The organism is Streptomyces sp. MA5143a (genome assembly GCF_900290235.1).
Lineage (GTDB): Bacteria > Actinomycetota > Actinomycetes > Streptomycetales > Streptomycetaceae > Streptomyces.
The window spans coordinates 1-17,313 of the sequence record NZ_OLMK01000017.1 but is presented as its reverse complement, the minus strand read 5'-3'; the positions used below and the strand labels follow the sequence as shown (position 1 = coordinate 17,313).

The 17,313-nt window shown below is 69.2% G+C and carries 16 protein-coding genes; 11 read left to right on the top strand and 5 right to left on the bottom strand.

What is annotated here, in order from left to right; translation table 11 throughout:
• Positions 1-8: 8 nt before the first annotated feature.
• Complete coding sequence (gene nadA, locus SMA5143A_RS08600) at positions 9-1,193, bottom strand: quinolinate synthase NadA (protein ID WP_107462310.1); 1,185 nt, start codon at positions 1,191-1,193, stop codon at positions 9-11.
• A gap of 318 nt (positions 1,194-1,511) precedes the next feature.
• Here nadA and SMA5143A_RS08590 point away from each other — a divergent pair, with 318 nt between their 5' ends.
• Positions 1,512-1,868: a HesB/IscA family protein gene (locus SMA5143A_RS08590; protein WP_055512670.1), complete on the top strand. Its 357-nt coding sequence runs from the start codon at positions 1,512-1,514 to the stop codon at positions 1,866-1,868.
• A gap of 125 nt (positions 1,869-1,993) precedes the next feature.
• On the opposite strand, the gene SMA5143A_RS08585 is transcribed toward SMA5143A_RS08590, so the two are convergent.
• Positions 1,994-3,631, bottom strand: a complete 1,638-nt coding sequence (locus SMA5143A_RS08585; RefSeq protein ID WP_107462308.1) for a hypothetical protein — start codon at positions 3,629-3,631, stop codon at positions 1,994-1,996.
• Positions 3,632-3,745: 114 nt separating this feature from the next.
• Positions 3,746-3,955 carry a hypothetical protein gene (locus tag SMA5143A_RS08580; RefSeq protein WP_055512668.1) on the bottom strand — a complete coding sequence of 70 codons (210 nt, stop codon included), beginning with the start codon at positions 3,953-3,955 and terminating at the stop codon, positions 3,746-3,748.
• Between the two features lie 135 nt (positions 3,956-4,090).
• On the opposite strand from SMA5143A_RS08580, the gene SMA5143A_RS08575 reads away from it, so the two are divergent.
• Positions 4,091-5,065: a carbohydrate kinase family protein gene (locus tag SMA5143A_RS08575; protein ID WP_181361791.1), complete on the top strand. Its 975-nt coding sequence runs from the start codon at positions 4,091-4,093 to the stop codon at positions 5,063-5,065.
• A gap of 21 nt (positions 5,066-5,086) precedes the next feature.
• Here the strand turns inward: SMA5143A_RS08575 and SMA5143A_RS08570 are convergent, their stop codons facing one another.
• A complete protein-coding gene (locus SMA5143A_RS08570; RefSeq protein ID WP_107462306.1) occupies positions 5,087-6,463 on the bottom strand; it encodes a cysteine desulfurase/sulfurtransferase TusA family protein in 1,377 nt (458 codons plus the stop codon).
• 283 nt (positions 6,464-6,746) lie between these two features.
• On the opposite strand from SMA5143A_RS08570, the gene ctaC reads away from it, so the two are divergent.
• From ctaC to SMA5143A_RS08550, 4 genes are all read left to right on the top strand, one after another.
• On the top strand, positions 6,747-7,706 hold the full coding sequence (ctaC, locus tag SMA5143A_RS08565) for an aa3-type cytochrome oxidase subunit II (protein ID WP_099963924.1): 960 nt from the start codon (positions 6,747-6,749) through the stop codon (positions 7,704-7,706).
• Positions 7,703-9,448, top strand: a complete 1,746-nt coding sequence (ctaD, locus tag SMA5143A_RS08560) for an aa3-type cytochrome oxidase subunit I (RefSeq protein ID WP_107462305.1) — start codon at positions 7,703-7,705, stop codon at positions 9,446-9,448. Before ctaC ends, ctaD begins: the two co-directional genes overlap by 4 nt.
• The gene (locus SMA5143A_RS08555) at positions 9,445-9,843 is read left to right on the top strand and encodes a cytochrome c oxidase subunit 4 (RefSeq protein ID WP_107462304.1); all 399 of its coding nucleotides are present in this window, start codon (positions 9,445-9,447) and stop codon (positions 9,841-9,843) included. The genes ctaD and SMA5143A_RS08555 overlap by 4 nt, the downstream gene beginning before the upstream one ends.
• Before the next feature lie 129 nt (positions 9,844-9,972).
• Positions 9,973-11,220, top strand: a complete 1,248-nt coding sequence (locus SMA5143A_RS08550) for a L,D-transpeptidase (protein ID WP_107462303.1) — start codon at positions 9,973-9,975, stop codon at positions 11,218-11,220.
• Between the two features lie 52 nt (positions 11,221-11,272).
• Here the strand turns inward: SMA5143A_RS08550 and SMA5143A_RS08545 are convergent, their stop codons facing one another.
• On the bottom strand, positions 11,273-11,674 hold the full coding sequence (locus tag SMA5143A_RS08545) for a response regulator transcription factor (protein WP_055715525.1): 402 nt from the start codon (positions 11,672-11,674) through the stop codon (positions 11,273-11,275).
• A gap of 154 nt (positions 11,675-11,828) precedes the next feature.
• Between SMA5143A_RS08545 and ctaE the strand changes: the two genes are divergently transcribed.
• The 5 genes from ctaE to trpD all read left to right on the top strand — a co-directional run bounded on the left by ctaE (position 11,829) and on the right by trpD (position 17,269).
• A complete protein-coding gene (ctaE, locus tag SMA5143A_RS08540; protein ID WP_055512653.1) occupies positions 11,829-12,449 on the top strand; it encodes an aa3-type cytochrome oxidase subunit III in 621 nt (206 codons plus the stop codon).
• A 98-nt stretch (positions 12,450-12,547) separates the two neighbouring features.
• Positions 12,548-13,357, top strand: coding sequence for a cytochrome bc1 complex diheme cytochrome c subunit (gene qcrC / locus SMA5143A_RS08535; protein ID WP_107462302.1), 810 nt, complete (start codon positions 12,548-12,550; stop codon positions 13,355-13,357).
• Positions 13,354-14,412 carry a cytochrome bc1 complex Rieske iron-sulfur subunit gene (gene qcrA, locus SMA5143A_RS08530; RefSeq protein ID WP_107462301.1) on the top strand — a complete coding sequence of 353 codons (1,059 nt, stop codon included), beginning with the start codon at positions 13,354-13,356 and terminating at the stop codon, positions 14,410-14,412. Before qcrC ends, qcrA begins: the two co-directional genes overlap by 4 nt.
• Complete coding sequence (gene qcrB, locus SMA5143A_RS08525) at positions 14,409-16,049, top strand: cytochrome bc1 complex cytochrome b subunit (RefSeq protein WP_107462300.1); 1,641 nt, start codon at positions 14,409-14,411, stop codon at positions 16,047-16,049. The genes qcrA and qcrB overlap by 4 nt, the downstream gene beginning before the upstream one ends.
• A 155-nt stretch (positions 16,050-16,204) precedes the next feature.
• Complete coding sequence (gene trpD, locus SMA5143A_RS08520; RefSeq protein WP_107462372.1) at positions 16,205-17,269, top strand: anthranilate phosphoribosyltransferase; 1,065 nt, start codon at positions 16,205-16,207, stop codon at positions 17,267-17,269.
• The last annotated feature ends 44 nt before the right edge of the window (positions 17,270-17,313 follow it).

The window sequence follows — 17,313 nt, the reverse complement described above, 5'->3', positions numbered from 1 at the left end:
CGCGCGGGCTACGGCAGCGCCAGCATCCGCTCCAGTGCCAGCTTCGCGAACGCCTCGGTCTCCTTGTCGACCTCGATCCGGTTGACGAGGGTGCCCTCCGCCAGCGACTCCAGTGTCCACACCAGGTGGGGCAGGTCGATGCGGTTCATGGTCGAGCAGAAGCAGACCGTCTTGTCGAGGAAGACGATCTCCTTGTCCTCGGACGCGAAACGGTTCGCCAGCCGCCGCACCAGGTTCAGCTCGGTGCCGATGGCCCACTTGGAACCGGCGGGGGCCGCCTCCAGCGTCTTGATGATGTACTCGGTGGACCCGACGTGGTCCGCCGCCGCCACGACCTCGTGCTTGCACTCGGGGTGGACGAGGACGTTGACCCCGGGTATGCGGGCCCGTACGTCGTTCACGGAGTCCAGGCTGAAGCGGCCGTGCACCGAGCAGTGGCCCCGCCACAGGATCATCTTCGCGGCCCGCAGCTGCTCCACCGTGACGCCGCCGCCCGGCTTGTGCGGGTTGTAGACGACGCAGTCCTCCAGCGACATGCCCATGTCCCGCACCGCGGTGTTGCGGCCCAGGTGCTGGTCGGGCAGGAACAGCACCTTCTCGCCCTGCTCGAAGGCCCAGTCCAGGGCCCGCTTCGCGTTCGACGAGGTGCAGATGAGGCCGCCGTGCTTGCCGGTGAACGCCTTGATGTCGGCGGAGGAGTTCATGTACGAGACCGGCACGACCTGCTCGGCCACGCCGGCCTCGGTCAGCACGTCCCAGCACTCGGCGACCTGCTCGGCGGTGGCCATGTCGGCCATCGAGCACCCGGCGGCGAGGTCGGGGAGGACCACCTTCTGGGCGTCGGAGGTCAGGATGTCCGCCGACTCGGCCATGAAGTGCACACCGCAGAAGACGATGTACTCGGCCTCGGGCCGCGCCGCCGCGTCCCGGGCCAGCTTGAAGGAGTCGCCCGTGACGTCCGCGAACTGGATGACCTCGTCGCGCTGGTAGTGGTGGCCGAGCACGAAGACCTTGTCGCCGAGCTTCGCCTTCGCCGCCCGGGCACGCTCCACCAGGTCGGGGTCGGAGGGGGAGGGGAGGTCGCCGGGGCAGTCGACTCCGCGCTCGCTCCTCGGGTCGGCCTCACGGCCGAGCAGCAGCAGGGCGAGGGGCGTCGGCTGTACGTCGAGCTCCGGGGTCTGGGCGGTGGTCACGACACGCACCCTTTCTGTTCTGCGGCTCGCCGGCCCGAGGGGAGCCGGCGGGACATACGGGCTAGCCTTTTCGTCGAAATGACGCTATCTATCATAACCGCTTCACGTCACGTTGACGATGCCCATAGCGTCGATGTGACATGAATCCCGGCGGGCCGACCGGACACCCGTGCGGCGGCCGGTGCCCAGCACGCGGGCCATGTGCGAGCATGAAGAAGGACGCGGTGGAAAACCGCTCGCCCCGGACGGAATGAATCCGGGACCCCGGCGGTTGCACTCGTCGGCAAGCAGTCTCCGTACAACCCGGGAGAGATGTAGATGTCCGTATCGGACGAGACCACCACCGTCACCGACGGCATCATCCTGACCGACGCCGCCGCGGCCAAGGTCAAGGCCCTGCTCGACCAGGAAGGCCGTGACGACCTGTCGCTGCGCGTCGCCGTCCAGCCCGGCGGCTGCTCCGGCCTGCGCTACCAGCTCTTCTTCGACGAGCGTTCGCTCGACGGTGACGTGGTCAAGGACTTCGACGGTGTGAAGGTCACCACCGACCGCATGAGCGCCCCCTACCTCGGCGGCGCCACCATCGACTTCGTCGACACCATCGAGAAGCAGGGCTTCACCATCGACAACCCGAACGCGACCGGCTCCTGCGCCTGCGGCGACTCCTTCAGCTGAGCCCGCCCGCACGCCGTACGGCGCGCGCTGAGCACGGCCCGTACGGCGCGCGCTGAGCACGACGAAGGCGGCGTCCCCCTCCGAAGGGGGCGCCGCCTTCGTCCGTTCCCGGCTCGCGGCCGGCCCTACTGCGGCTGCGTCTCCCGGATCCCGCCCTCGTGGATCTCCTCGCCGTCCGGTCCGACCACCTCGCGGTCGCCCAGCGGCCCGTCCAGTCGCACGGTGCGCTCCATCGCCTTGGCGATCATGACGCAGACCCGGCCGGGCTGGGAGGTGCCGGTCACGGTGACCGTCACCTCGCCCGACTTCTCGGTCGCGGTGACCGTGTACTCGCTGCACACCCCGCCCCAGAAGCTGACGGTCAGCTCCCTGCCGTCGGCGGTGTAGCCCTGTACCGGGACGTTCCGCGTCGTGGGGTCGGCCGGCGGCCGGTCGCCGGGGACGTTCGGGTCCTCGGGCCCCTCGGTCGGCTCCTCCGGCTGGGCGGAGGGGGCCAGGTACTTCGGGTCGACGGCCGGGTGCGTCACGGTGAAGCCCTCCGCGGCCTTCCGCGGCCGCACCTCGAACAGCCAGGACGGCACCAGCGCCGGCCGGCCGCCGACCTGGTGGGAGGCCAGCCCGAACACCGCGTCCTCGACCGGCACGGGCAGGGTCCGCGGCATCGACGGCGACGGCGTGCCGTCCTCGCGGGCGTGGCCGACGCCCTGCCCCGACTCGTTCAGCAGCTTCAGCGCCCGCTCCGCGTCGACCACCGGGTACCTGTCGCCCTTCACCGGTGCCTTCACATTGCCGCTGCCGCCGACCACCGTGCCGTCGGCGCCGACCTGGAGGTTGGTCGCCCAGCCGTACGTGGGCAGCCCGCCGACCTCGGGGTCGGCGTTCACCACGCGGACGTCGTCGAGGAGCCGGGAGACGTCGAGCTTGGCGTCGTCCTGGCCGACGGCCTTGAGGATCGGCGTCGCCGCCTTCCTCGCCGCGGCCTCGCTCACCGGGTCGGCGTCACCGGCCGGGGGCACGGCGGTGCAGACGACGACCTTCTGGCAGTTGTCGGTGCCCGGTGTGAACCGGCTGAACGTCCACGCGCCCGGCGCCTTCCTGCCGACCTGGAGGGTGGGGCCCGATCCGTCGCCCGTGGTGCCGACCCGCCAGCTCTCGCCCTCGGCCCTCGGCTCGCCGTCGACGCCCAGCGCCTTGGCGAGCCGCGCCACCTCGGCGGCCGTGACCTGCCCCTCGGCCCGGTACACGGGGGCCGAGTCCGGGCCGTCGGGCAGCTTGCCGTCGGCCTGGTACGTCACCCCGTTGGGGTCGGGTTCACCGGGAGCGATGCCGTTCGAACCGCTGCCGCCGTAGCCGTCGAGCGCCAGCGGCGGAGGAGTGCCGTCGGAGCCGGCCGAGCGCCCGGAGCCATCGCCGGACCCACCGGACGTGGTCGCCGCGAGAAACGCCCCACCGCCGCCGACGAGCAGCACCGCCGCGGCCACGGAGGCCACGACCACGCGGGACCGCCGCCGTGCCGCCCGCCGGGTGTCCTCGACCTCGGCGGCCTCGGCCTGCCCGACCTCGGCGACCTCGGGCACGTCCCCCGTACGGGCCTCCCGCGCCTCGTCGTCGCCGGCCCCCGTGGCGGGAGCCCCCTCGGCCTCGGCCGAGTCGGTCTTCCCGGCCGCCTCGGCCCGGTCCCCGGCAGCCCTGAGCTCCTCGGTCGCGTCGGGCCGGGTGCCCTCGTCCGGTTTCTCGGGGTGGTCGGGTCGCTCGGCGTTCACCGCATCGCTCCTTCGGCTGGTCGTACACCGCCTCCCCTATACGGGGGACAGCGATGGGACGCGGCGGAGGAGCCGACGGTTCCCTGTCCGTCGAGCGGGTGCGCGGCGGACCCCTCAGTCGCCGTAGTCCGACATCGCGTCCACCAGCCGCGCGGAGGTCGCGGGAACCGTCACCCCGTGGATGAGCGAAGGGGGCACCGGAGCCGTAATGACCTTCGCGGGGGCCGCCCAGTGCGGTGCCATCCGGGCGCAGTCGCCGCGCAGCGCCGCGAGGCCGCCGTCCGGGTCGAACGGGACGGTGCCGTGGATCTTGGGGTTCGTCATATCGGCACCGTACGCACCGGGAACCCCACGAAGAAAGACCTACTATCGGGTAGTTTTGCCTGCTTCTGAGGGCCCGGACGACCCGGTAGCGTGAACTGTCAATCCCCTCTCCCTCCGCAGGAGCGTGTCCTCGCCGTGCGTATCGCAGTCTCCGGTTCCATCGCCACCGACCATCTGATGACCTTCCCGGGCCGCTTCGCCGACCAGTTCGTCGCGGACCAGCTGCACACGGTCTCCCTCTCCTTCCTCGTCGACCAGCTCGACGTCCGCCGGGGCGGTGTCGGCGCGAACATCGCGTTCGGCATGGGACAGCTCGGCACGAAGCCGATCCTCGTCGGCGCGGCCGGCTCCGACTTCGACGAGTACCGCGCCTGGCTCGACCGGCACGGCGTCGACACGGCCTCCGTGCGCATCTCCGAGACGCTGCACACGGCCCGCTTCGTCTGCACCACCGACGCCGACCACAACCAGATCGGCTCCTTCTACACCGGTGCCATGAGCGAGGCCCGTCTCATCGAGCTGAAGACCGTCGCCGACCGCGTCGACGGCCTCGACCTGGTCCTCATCGGCGCCGACGACCCGGAGGCGATGCTCCGCCACACCGAGGAGTGCCGTTCGCGCGGCATCCCCTTCGCCGCCGACTTCTCCCAGCAGATCGCCCGCATGGAGGGTGAGGAGATCCGGATACTGCTGGACGGCGCGACCTACCTCTTCTCCAACGAGTACGAGAAGGGCCTCATCGAGAACAAGACCGGCTGGTCGGACGCGGAGATCCTCGACCGGGTCGGCCACCGGGTGACCACCCTCGGAGCGCAGGGCGTCCGCATCGAGCGCGTCGGCCACGACCCGATCGAGGTCGGCTGCCCGGACGAGGAGCGCAAGGCCGACCCCACCGGCGTCGGCGACGCGTTCCGCGCCGGCTTCCTCTCCGGGCTCGCCTGGGGCGTCTCCCTGGAGCGCGCGGCCCAGGTCGGCTGCATGCTCGCCACGCTGGTCATCGAGACCGTGGGCACCCAGGAGTACCAGCTGCGCCGCGGCCACTTCATGGAGCGCTTCACCAAGGCGTACGGCGACGACGCCGCCGGCGAGGTCAAGGCCCACCTCACCTGACGGCCCACCCCGCCTGACGGCTCAGCCCACCCGGCGCACCACATACGCCGAGCCCCGCTCCGCCGTTTCCTCTCCGACGTACTCCTGGCCCCGCATCTCGCACCACGCCGGGATGTCCAGACGGGCCGCCTCGTCGTCGGAGAGGACACGGACCGTGCCGCCGACGGGGACGTCCGCGATCACCTTCGCCAGCTCGATGACGGGGATGGGGCACCGCTTGCCGAGGGCGTCCACGACCAGGGCGTCCTCGCGCACCACGGCGGCCGGGGCCGGCGCGCCCAGCTTCTCCCGCACCGCGGCGACCGCCCCCGGCAGCACCGCCAGGAACCGCTCGACGTCCTCCTCCGCCGTGCCCGCCGGCAGCGACACCCGTACGTTGCCCTCGCTCAGCACCCCCATGGCGCGCAGCACATGGCTCGGCGTCAGCGTGCTGCTCGTGCAGGAGGACCCGGACGACACGGAGAACCCCGCGCGGTCCAGCTCGTGCAGCAATGTCTCCCCATCCACATAGAGACAGGAGAAGGTGACGACACCGGGCAGCCTCCGCTCCGGATGTCCGACCACCTCCACGTCCGGCACCAACGCCGGCACCCGTGTCCGGATCCGCTCCGTCAGCTCCCGCAGCCGTACGGACTCCGCTGCGGCCTCCGCCCGAACCGCCCGCAGCGAGGCCGCCGCCGCCACGATCGCCGGGATGTTCTCGAACCCGGCGGCCCGCCCCGACTCCCGCTCGTCGGCGGGTCCTTGGGCCGCGAACCGCACCCCCTTGCGCACGACGAGCAGCCCCACCCCGGACGGACCGCCCCACTTGTGGGCACTCCCCGTCAGGACCGACCAGTCCCCGTCGACGCGGCCCCACCCCAGCGACTGCGCGGCGTCCACCAGCAGCGGCACCCCCGCCTCCCGGCACCCCGCCGCCACCTCGGCCACCGGCTGCTCCGTCCCCACCTCGTGGTTGGCGGACTGCAGACACGCCAGCGCGGTGTCGGGGCGCAGGGCCTCGGCGAACGAGGGCGCGGACACCGCTCCCGACCGATCCACCAGCACGTGGGTGACCGTCCCGCCCCCGGCCTCGTGGACCTCCGCCGCGTGCAGCACCGAAGAGTGTTCGACGGACGACACGATCAGGTGGCGTCCCGCGCGCCGCCGTCCCGCCAGCACCCCGGCGACCCCGGAGTGCACCGCGCGTGTCCCGGACGAGGTGAACACCAGCTCGTCCGCCCGGCACCCCACGGCCTCGGCGGCCGCCTCACGGGCCGCGTCCAGCAGCATCCGCGCCCGCCGCCCCTCCCGGTACAGCCGGGCGGGATCGGCCCACCCCTCGTCCAGGGAGGCCAACAGCGCCTGCCGTGCGACGGGGTGGAGGGGAGCGGAGGAAGCAGAGTCGAAGTACGCCACAGGTCAACGCTAAAGCCTCGGGGCGAGTGAAACGGGGGCGCGGGGAACTGCGCGAACAACCACAACCTGCCTGAACCCGCCAAACCCCCCGAACTGTCGAGCTATTAGGCGCACGGCATGACCCACGGAGTGTTGGGCCCCCCTCCCCGCGCGACCCCAAATCGCGTCCAGTAGGGTTTGGTCCGCATAAACATCCAAACCCCTGCCCGCCGCAGGGCGGCGACCGACCAGCGAGAAGGCCGCAGCCTGACCTGCGCGGGCGAGACTCTCGGGAAGGCGCTACGTGAGTCCCAACGGCTCCGACCGCTCGCCGCGGCGCCCGATGCGGCGGAAGCTGCTGCAGGCACTGACTGCGGGCCTGGTCCTGGCGACCGCCACCGGTTGCACATACAAGGACTTCCCTCGCCTTGGTATGCCCACCCCGACCACGGAAGAGGCTCCGCGGATCCTCTCCCTGTGGCAGGGTTCCTGGGCGGCCGCGCTCGCCACGGGCGTACTGGTCTGGGGCCTGATCCTGTGGAGTGCTTTCTTCCACCGGCGCAGCCGCACCAAGGTCGAGGTTCCCCCACAGACCCGGTACAACATGCCCATCGAGGCGCTGTACACGGTCGTTCCGCTGATCATCGTCTCGGTGCTGTTCTACTTCACCGCCCGCGACGAGTCGAAGCTCCTCGACACGTCCAAGAAGCCCGACGTCACGGTCAACGTGGTCGGCTTCCAGTGGAGCTGGTGCTTCAACTACATCGAGAACGTCGACGGCTCCACCGGCGACGCGGCCAAGGACGCCAACCTGGCCGCGATCCCGGAGCGGTACAAGAAGGACTTCCCGGCCAACGCCGGCGGCGTCTACACCTGCGGTATCCCCGGTGAGAAGAACCCGCAGACCGGCAACCCCGGCCCGACCCTCTGGCTCCCCAAGGGCAAGACGGTCCGCTTCGTCCTCACCTCGCGTGACGTCATCCACTCCTTCTGGGTGGTGCCGTTCCTGATGAAGCAGGACGTCATCCCGGGCCACACCAACGCCTTCCAGGTGACCCCCAACCAGGAAGGCACCTTCCTGGGCAAGTGCGCCGAGCTGTGCGGTGTGGACCACTCGCGGATGCTCTTCAACGTCAAGGTCGTCTCCCCCGAGCGCTACGAGCAGCACCTCAAGGAGCTCGCGGAGCAGGGCCAGACCGGTTACGTCCCGGCCGGTATTGAGCAGACGAAGCACGAGAAGAACCGGGAGACGAACGTACTGTGAGCATCCTCAACGAACCTCAGGGTGCCGAGGCGGCGGGGTCCCACTACGAGGACGAGCAGCCCGTCCGGCGCCAGCGCCGCGGTGAGGTCGTCGTCAAGTGGCTGACGACCACCGACCACAAGACGATCGGCACGCTCTACCTGGTCACGTCGTTCGCGTTCTTCTGCATCGGCGGCGTCATGGCGCTCCTCATGCGCGCCGAGCTGGCCCGTCCGGGCACGCAGATCATGTCGAACGAGCAGTTCAACCAGGCGTTCACGATGCACGGCACGATCATGCTGCTGATGTTCGCGACGCCGCTGTTCGCCGGATTCGCCAACTGGATCATGCCGCTGCAGATCGGCGCGCCCGACGTGGCGTTCCCGCGGCTGAACATGTTCGCGTACTGGCTGTACCTCTTCGGCTCACTGATCGCGGTGGCCGGCTTCCTCACCCCGCAGGGTGCGGCCGACTTCGGCTGGTTCGCCTACTCCCCGCTGTCGGACGCGGTCCGCAGCCCGGGTGTCGGCGCCGACATGTGGATCATGGGTCTGGCCTTCTCCGGCTTCGGCACGATCCTCGGCTCGGTCAACTTCATCACCACGATCATCTGCATGCGCGCACCGGGCATGACCATGTTCCGCATGCCGATCTTCACCTGGAACGTGCTGCTGACCGGTGTCCTGGTCCTGCTCGCCTTCCCGGTCCTCGCGGCCGCGCTGTTCGCCCTGGAGGCGGACCGCAAGTTCGGGGCCCACGTCTTCGACCCGGCCAACGGCGGCGCACTGCTCTGGCAACACCTCTTCTGGTTCTTCGGCCATCCAGAGGTGTACATCATCGCGCTGCCGTTCTTCGGCATCATCTCCGAGGTCATCCCGGTCTTCTCCCGCAAGCCGATGTTCGGCTACATGGGCCTGATCGGCGCGACCATCGCGATCGCCGGCCTCTCGGTCACGGTGTGGGCGCACCACATGTACGTCACCGGTGGCGTGCTCCTCCCGTTCTTCTCCTTCATGACGTTCCTCATCGCCGTACCGACCGGCGTGAAGTTCTTCAACTGGATCGGAACGATGTGGAAGGGCTCGCTGTCCTTCGAGACCCCGATGCTCTGGGCGACCGGCTTCCTGATCACCTTCACCTTCGGTGGTCTGACCGGTGTCATCCTGGCCTCGCCCCCGATGGACTTCCACGTCTCCGACTCGTACTTCGTGGTGGCGCACTTCCACTACGTGGTGTTCGGCACCGTCGTCTTCGCGATGTTCTCCGGCTTCCACTTCTGGTGGCCGAAGTGGACGGGCAAGATGCTCGACGAGCGCCTCGGCAAGATCACGTTCTGGACGCTGTTCATCGGCTTCCACGGCACGTTCCTCGTCCAGCACTGGCTGGGCGCCGAGGGCATGCCGCGTCGTTACGCCGACTACCTGGCGGCCGACGGCTTCACCGCCCTGAACACGATCTCGACGATCAGCTCCTTCGTGCTCGGCCTGTCGATCCTGCCGTTCCTCTACAACGTGTGGAAGACGGCCAAGTACGGCAAGCCCGTCGGCGTCGACGACCCGTGGGGCTACGGCCGTTCCCTGGAGTGGGCGACCTCCTGCCCGCCGCCGCGGCACAACTTCCTCACCCTGCCGCGGATCCGCAGCGAATCCCCGGCGTTCGACCTGCACCACCCGGAGATCGCCGCGCTCGAGCAGCTCGCGCACGGCGCTCCCCGCGCCAACGAGCTCGCGGGCAGCGGCAGCGGCAAGGAGGCCGGCAAGTGAAGATCCAGGGCAAGATGTTCATCTGGCTGAGCGTCTTCGTCCTCGCCATGGCGATCGTCTATGGCGTGTGGTCGAAGGAGCCGGCCGGTACCACGGCGCTCTTCCTGGCCTTCGGCCTGTGCATCATGGTCGGCTACTACCTGGCCTTCACGGCCCGGCGGGTCGACGTCGGCGCACAGGACAACAAGGAGGCCGACGTCGCGGACGACGCGGGCGAGCTGGGCTTCTTCAGCCCGCACAGCTGGCAGCCGCTCGCCCTCGGCATCGGCGGCGCGCTGGCCTTCCTGGGCGTCGTCTTCGGCTGGTGGCTGCTGTACTTCTCCCTGCCGGTCATCCTGGTCGGCCTGTGGGGCTGGGTCTTCGAGTACTACCGCGGAGAGAACCAGAACCAGTAACACGCGCTGAGCGGCGGAAGCCCGGACACTCCGACAGGAGGTCCGGGCTTCCCTCGTTTGCCACACCGGATGTCCCCCACTCGGCCCACTCGGCGCGCCGCGCCCCACGGCCGTTCCTACGTTGAAGCCATGAGCACTACAGCGCGAAACCGCACGGTCCTCAGCTGCACCCTGCTGGTCGTCTCGCTGGGAGCGGGCGTCACCGCCTGCGGTTCCGGCGGGCACCCGCTCTCGGGCAAGCCGTACGACGCGGGCGACCAGGTCTCCTTCAACACCCCCTCCGGCGACGGCGAGAAGGCCGACCCGGACAAGCCCCTGGAAGTCACCGCAGAGGACGACGGACGCATCACCGACGTCACCGCCGTGGACGCCGCAGGACGCTACGTGGCGGGCGAACTCTCCGCCGACGGCAGCCGCTGGCACTCCACCTCACCGCTCGCCGCCAACGCCCGCTACACGGTCCGGGTGAGCACCGAGGACGACGACGGCGCCCCCGGTCGCGAGGAGCGGTCCTTCGACACCGGCCGGCCGCTCGCCAAGAAGCGCCTGAACGTCACCTTCGGGCCCAAGGGCGGCAAGTACGGCGTCGGCCAGCCCGTCACCGCCGAACTCAGCAGGGCCGTCAAGGACAAGGCGGCCAGGGCAGTCGTCGAACGCGCGCTCAAGGTGGAGTCCACGCCCGCCGCGGAGGGCGCCTGGCACTGGGTGGACGACAAGAAGCTCCACTACCGGCCCAAGGAGTACTGGCCCGCGGGCGCGACCATCAAGGTCCGCAGCAACCTGGAGGGCATAAAGATCGGTGACCGCCTCTGGGGCGGCAAGGCCGACCCCCTGACGCTCACCACCGGCGACAAGATCATCGCTGTCACGGACGCCGCCGCGCACCAGATGACCGTCTACAAGAACGACAAGGTCATCAAGGAGATCCCGGTCACCACGGGGATGCCCGGCTACGACACCCGCAACGGGGTCAAGGTCGTCCTGGCCAAGGAAGGCACCGTGCGCATGACCAGCGCCAGCATAGGCGCGTCGGACTTCTACGACCTGGTCGTCCACAACTCCGTCAGGGTCACCAACAGCGGCGAGTACGTCCACGCCGCCCCCTGGTCCACCGGCTCCCAGGGCTACGCCAACGTCAGCCACGGCTGCACCGGCATGAGCAGCGCCAACGCCGAGTGGTTCTACGACACGATCAACGAGGGCGACATCGTCAAGGTCGTCAACTCCGCCGGCGACACCATGGCCCCCTTCGGCAACGGCTTCGGCGACTGGAACCTCGACTGGCAGAAGTGGCGCGAGGGCAGCGCCCTCACGGCCGGCACCAAGCAGGCCCCCCGCTCCGAGATCCACGCCCGCCTGCGCCCCGAATCGGCGTGAGGGAAGGGCCGCGCCCCCTCAAGGGGTCCTCAGGGGCGCGGGCGAGTACGGCCTAGGCGCTCAGCGCCCGCTTCCCGCGCAGCAGGGACGCCAGCGCCGACGCGAACTCCACCGGGTCCACCGGCAGCGTCACCGCACCGTCCGCGCGGCTCCACGTCGCCAGCCACGCGTCCTGCGGCCGGCCGATCAGCAGCAGCACCGGCGGGCACTCGAAGACCTCGTCCTTGATCTGGCGGCACAGGCCCATGCCCCCCATGGGCACGGCCTCACCGTCGAGGACGCAGACATCGATACCGCCCTTGTCCAGCTCCTTCACGACGGCCGCGGGGGTCGCGCACTCGAGGAACTCCACGAACGGGACGTCCGGGGCGGGGCGCCGGCCGGTCGCCAGCCGTACTTGTTCACGGGTGTTGGAGTCGTCGCTGTACACCAGCACCGTGGCGGTCGGGCGCATTGTTCCTCCGTTACGCAGAAGATTCAGACGTCGTACGGACAGGGACCGATGCGCGGATGCTACTCCCTTGAACACCACGTCAACACCGGTACGGAAGGGAGCAACACTCCGAACGGCACCCCCCGGAGTGAGGGCGGGATAAGCGACCGACATAATGTCGGTCGTGGCGACAGCAACGACAGTAGATACCGGGCACGCGCACCCGTCGGTCAACCGGCCGAACCTCACCAGCGTCGGAACCATCATCTGGCTGAGTTCCGAGCTGATGTTCTTCGCGGCCCTCTTCGCGATGTACTTCACCCTGCGATCGGTGACGGGTCCGACGTTCTGGGCCGAGAAGGCCGACACCCTGAACTTCCCGTTCTCGGCGACCAACACCACGATCCTGGTGCTCTCCTCCCTGACCTGCCAGCTCGGCGTCTTCGCCGCCGAGCGCGGGGACGTGAAGAAGCTCAGGATGTGGTTCATCGTCACGTTCGTGATGGGTGCGATCTTCATCGGCGGTCAGGTCTTCGAGTACACCGAGCTGGTCAAGCACGAGGGCCTGTCGCTCTCGTCCGACCCGTACGGCTCGGTCTTCTACCTGACCACCGGCTTCCACGGCCTGCACGTGACGGGCGGCCTCATCGCCTTCCTGCTGGTCCTCGGGCGCACCTACGCGGCCAAGAGGTTCACCCACGAGCAGGCGACCGCGGCCATCGTCGTGTCCTACTACTGGCACTTCGTCGATGTCGTCTGGATCGGCCTCTTCGCCACGATCTACATGATCAAGTAATCGGGCGGACGAGCCGGGCGGACCGTATGCCCGCCTCGATCCCGAGAACGACCCTTCCAGAAGCACCGACGCAGAAGATCCTGACACCGGGGTAATCCGTGAAAAAGCTCTCCGCACGACGACGCCATCCGCTGGCGGCGGTCGTCGTCCTACTCATCGCGCTGGCGGCCACCGGGGGGCTGTACACCGCCTTCGCGCCCGCGGACAAGGCGCAGGCCGATGAAACCGCCCAGACCCTCACCATCGAGGAGGGCAAGAAGCTCTACTTGGTGGGCTGCGCAAGCTGCCACGGCAAGGGCGGCGAGGGCACCTCCGACGGGCCGAGCCTGGTGGGCGTGGGCGCGGCGGCCGTCGACTTCCAGGTCGGCACGGGCCGTATGCCGGCGCAGCAGCCCGGCGCGCAGATCCCGAAGAAGAAGAACATCTACTCGCAGGCCGAGATCGACCAGCTCGCGGCGTTCATCGCCTCGCTGGGCGCCGGTCCCGAGATCCCGACCGAGAACGCGTACAACCCCGAGGGCGCGGACATCGCCGAGGGCGGCGAGCTGTTCCGGACGAACTGCGCTCAGTGCCACAACTTCACCGGCAAGGGCGGTGCGCTGTCCGAGGGCAAGTACGCGCCGAGCCTTGAGGGTGTCGACCCGAAGCACATCTACGAGGCCATGCAGACCGGCCCGCAGAACATGCCGTCCTTCCCCGACACCACGCTGTCGGAGGAGAACAAGAAGGACATCATCGCGTACCTCGAAGCGGTCAACAGCGATGACACCGTGGAGCCCGGTGGCCTCAGCCTCGGCGGACTCGGTCCCGTCAGCGAGGGCCTGTTCGGCTGGGTCTTCGGTCTCGGCACGCTGATCGCTGTCGCCGTGTGGGTCGCCGCTCGGACCGCAAAGGCCAAGAAGTCATGAGTAGCCAAGACATTCCAGAAGAGAACCTGCCTGCTGAGCAGGGCGACGCGCACGGCGCGGTGAAGGTCGCGGACGAGGAGAACCCCTTCGCGGACCCCGGCCTCCCGCCCCACGAGCACCGGATCCAGGACATCGACGAGCGGGCCGCCAAGCGGTCCGAGCGCACGGTCGCCCTGCTGTTCACGGTGTCGATGCTGTCCACCATCGCGTTCATCGCCTCGTATGTCGCGATCCCCGTCGACCGGTCGATCTACGTCTGGCCGATCGGGCACATCAGCGCGCTGAACTTCGCGCTGGGCGGCACGCTGGGCCTGGCCCTGTTCTGCATCGGCGCGGGCGCGGTCCACTGGGCCCGCACCCTGATGTCCGATGTGGAGGTCGCCGACGAGCGTCACCCGATCGAGGCCTCTCCCGAGGTCCGCGCGAAGGTCCACGCGGACTTCAAGCAGGGTGCCGCCGAGTCGGGCATCGGCCGGCGCAAGCTGGTGCGCAACACGATGATCGGCGCGATGGCGATGGTCCCGCTCGCCGGTGTCGTCCTGCTGCGCGACCTCGGTCCGCTGCCCGGCACCAAGCTGCGGCACACCACCTGGGCCAAGGGCAAGAAGCTCGTCAACATGAACACGGGTGAGCCGCTGCGTCCCGCGGACGTCGCGGTCGGGTCGCTGACCTTCGCCATGCCGGACGGCCTCGACGAGCACGACCACGACTTCCAGAAGAACATCGCCAAGGACGCCCTGATGATCGTCCGGATCCAGCCGGACAACATCAAGTCCAAGAAGTCACTGGAGTGGGGTCACGAGGGCATCCTGGCCTACTCGAAGATCTGCACCCACGTCGGTTGCCCGATCTCCCTGTACGAGCAGCAGACGCACCACGTGCTCTGCCCCTGCCACCAGTCCACCTTCGACCTCGCCGACGCGGGCCAGGTGATCTTCGGTCCCGCGGGTCACGCCCTGCCGCAGCTGCGGATCACCGTCGGCGAAGACGGCTACCTCGAAGCCCTGAGCGACTTCGAAGAGCCCGTCGGTCCTGCCTTCTGGGAGCGCGGATGAGCACTGCAACCACCACAGACGCGCGCGACAAGCGCGGGAAGGCACCGGCCGGCGAGCGCGTCGCCGACTGGGCCGACGGCCGGCTCGGGATCTACTCCCTGGCCAAGGCCAACATGCGCAAGATCTTCCCCGACCACTGGTCGTTCATGTTGGGTGAGGTCTGCCTCTACAGCTTCATCATCATCATCCTCACGGGTGTGTACCTGACGTTGTTCTTCCACCCGTCGATGAACGAGGTGGAGTACCACGGCCCGTACGTCCCGCTGCAGGGCCAGCTGATGTCCGAGGCGTTCAACTCGACCATGCACATCTCGTTCGAGGTGCGCGGTGGTCTGCTGATCCGGCAGATCCACCACTGGGCCGCGTTGGTCTTCCTCGCCGGCATGTTCGTGCACATGATGCGCGTGTTCTTCACCGGCGCGTTCCGCAAGCCGCGTGAGGTCAACTGGCTGTTCGGCTTCCTGCTGTTCGTCCTCGGCATGTTCACCGGCTTCACCGGTTACTCGCTCCCGGACGACCTGCTCTCCGGCACCGGTGTCCGCTTCATGGAGGGCGCGGTCCTGTCCGTGCCGATCGTCGGCACGTACCTGTCGTTCTTCCTCTTCGGCGGGGAGTTCCCCGGCGGCGACTTCGTGGCCCGGTTCTACTCGGTGCACGTGCTGCTGCTGCCCGGCATCATGCTCGGCCTGATGGTGGCGCACCTGATCCTGGTCTTCTACCACAAGCACACGCAGTTCGCGGGCCCCGGAAAGACGAACAACAACGTCGTCGGCATGCCGCTGCTGCCCGTGTACATGGCCAAGGCCGGAGGCTTCTTCTTCCTGGTCTTCGGTGTCATCGCGATCATCTCGGCGATCGCCACGATCAACCCGATCTGGACGATGGGTCCCTACCGTCCGGACCAGGTGTCGACCGGCGCCCAGCCCGACTGGTACATGGGCTTCTCCGAGGGCCTGATCCGTGTGATGCCGGGCTGGGAGATCAACTTCTGGGGTCACACGCTCGTCCTGGGTGTGTTCATCCCGCTGGTGATCTTCCCGCTGGTCCTGGTCGCGATCGCGGTCTACCCGTTCATCGAGTCCTGGGTCACCGGCGACAAGCGCGAGCACCACATCCTGGACCGCCCGCGCAACGCCCCGACCCGTACGGCCTTCGGCGTCGCGTGGATCACCTGGTACATGGTTCTGCTGATCGGTGGTGGAAACGACCTCTGGGCGACCCACTTCCACCTGTCGATCAACGCCATCACCTGGTTCGTGCGGATCGCGTTCTTCGTGGCCCCGGTCCTCGCGTTCATCGTCACCAAGCGCGTCTGCCTCGGCCTCCAGCGCCGCGACAGGGACAAGATCCTGCACGGTCGCGAGACCGGCATCATCAAGCGCCTGCCGCACGGTGAGTTCATCGAGGTCCACGAGCCGCTCAGCCAGGAGCAGCTGCACACGCTCACGGCGCACGAGCAGTACAAGCCGGCCGAGATCGGTCCCGCGGTCGACGAGAACGGCGTCACCCGCAAGATCACGCGTCGCGAGAAGCTGCGGGCCAAGCTGAGCAAGGGCTACTACGGCGAGGACAACCAGATCCTCAAGCCCAGCGTCGAGGAGTACAAGGAGATCACGAGCGGCCACGGCCACCACTGATCCCCCGCGTCGCCACACACGGTCGAAGGGCCCCCGTCCGATCTTCGGACGGGGGCCCTTCGCCGTGCTCGGAGCTGGATAGGGTGAGAGCCATCGATGACCTCGCGTCCGCGGGCGGTGACCGTCCCCGCGGCTACGACCACCAGGAGCGGCTGATGAGCGCTGTGACCCCCGCCGGAGGCGACACCGCGGCGGACCGTTCCTGGCCGCAGGTGCTGAACGCGCTCCTCGCCGGGCAGGACCAGGACGCCGGCGCCACGTTCTGGGCGATGGACCAGATCATGCGCGGTGAGGCGACGGACGCGCAGATCGCCGGGTTCGTGGTGGCGCTGCGGGCCAAGGGCGAGACCGTCGACGAGATCACCGGGCTGGTGCGGGCGCTGTACGAGCACGCCAAGGTGATCGAGGTGTCGGGGCGGACCGTCGACATCGTCGGCACGGGCGGCGACGGCGCCAAGACGGTCAACATCTCCACGATGTCGTCGATCGTCGTCGCCGGTACGGGCGCCAAGGTCGTCAAGCACGGCAACCGGGCCGCGTCCTCGGCCTCCGGCGCGTCCGACGTACTGGAGAAGCTCGGCGTCAATCTGGAGCTGACCCCGCAGCGGGTCGCGGAGGTCGCCGAGGAAGCGGGCATCACCTTCTGCTTCGCGGTGAAGTTCCACCCGGCGCTGCGTCATGTGGCCGCCGCGCGTGGGCAGTTGGGCATCCGTACGGTGTTCAACGCGCTCGGGCCGCTGGCGAACCCGGCGAAGGTGCGGGCCCAGGCGGTCGGCGTCGCGGACCCCCGAATGGCGCCCATCATGGCGGGTGTCTTCGCCGAACGCGGCAACTCGTCGCTGGTGTTCCGCGGCGACGACGGGCTGGACGAGCTGACGACCACGGCGACGTCGCGGGTGTGGATCGTGCGCGACGGCAAGGTCACCGAGGAGGCGTTCGACCCGCGCGAGGTGGGCCTGGAGCTGGTGCCCGTGGAGGCGCTGCGCGGGGCCGACGCCTCGTACAACGCGGATGTCGCGCGGCGGCTGCTGGGCGGGGAGACCGGGCCCGTGCGGGATGCGGTGCTGTTGAACTCGGCGGCCGCGTTGGTGGCGTTGGAGCCTGCGTCCGCGCCGCTGGCGGAGCAGTTGCGGGGCGGGATGGCCAGGGCCGCGGAGTCGATCGACTCCGGGGCGGCGCGGCAGGCTCTCGAGCGGTGGGTCGCGGCCACGAACAGGTAGGGGGACGGGTGCGGGGAAAAGCACGGGGCGCAGCCCCTGCTTTT

Coding starts and splice junctions, on each gene's coding strand:
- SMA5143A_RS08590 (WP_055512670.1), top strand. CDS start 1,512: ATGTCCGTATCGGACGAGACCACCACCGTCACCGACGGCATCATCCTG.
- SMA5143A_RS08580 (WP_055512668.1), bottom strand. CDS start 3,955: ATGACGAACCCCAAGATCCACGGCACCGTCCCGTTCGACCCGGACGGC.
- SMA5143A_RS08550 (WP_107462303.1), top strand. CDS start 9,973: ATGAGCACTACAGCGCGAAACCGCACGGTCCTCAGCTGCACCCTGCTG.
- SMA5143A_RS08545 (WP_055715525.1), bottom strand. CDS start 11,674: ATGCGCCCGACCGCCACGGTGCTGGTGTACAGCGACGACTCCAACACC.
- ctaE (WP_055512653.1), top strand. CDS start 11,829: ATGTCGGTCGTGGCGACAGCAACGACAGTAGATACCGGGCACGCGCAC.
- qcrA (WP_107462301.1), top strand. CDS start 13,354: ATGAGTAGCCAAGACATTCCAGAAGAGAACCTGCCTGCTGAGCAGGGC.
- qcrB (WP_107462300.1), top strand. CDS start 14,409: ATGAGCACTGCAACCACCACAGACGCGCGCGACAAGCGCGGGAAGGCA.
- trpD (WP_107462372.1), top strand. CDS start 16,205: ATGAGCGCTGTGACCCCCGCCGGAGGCGACACCGCGGCGGACCGTTCC.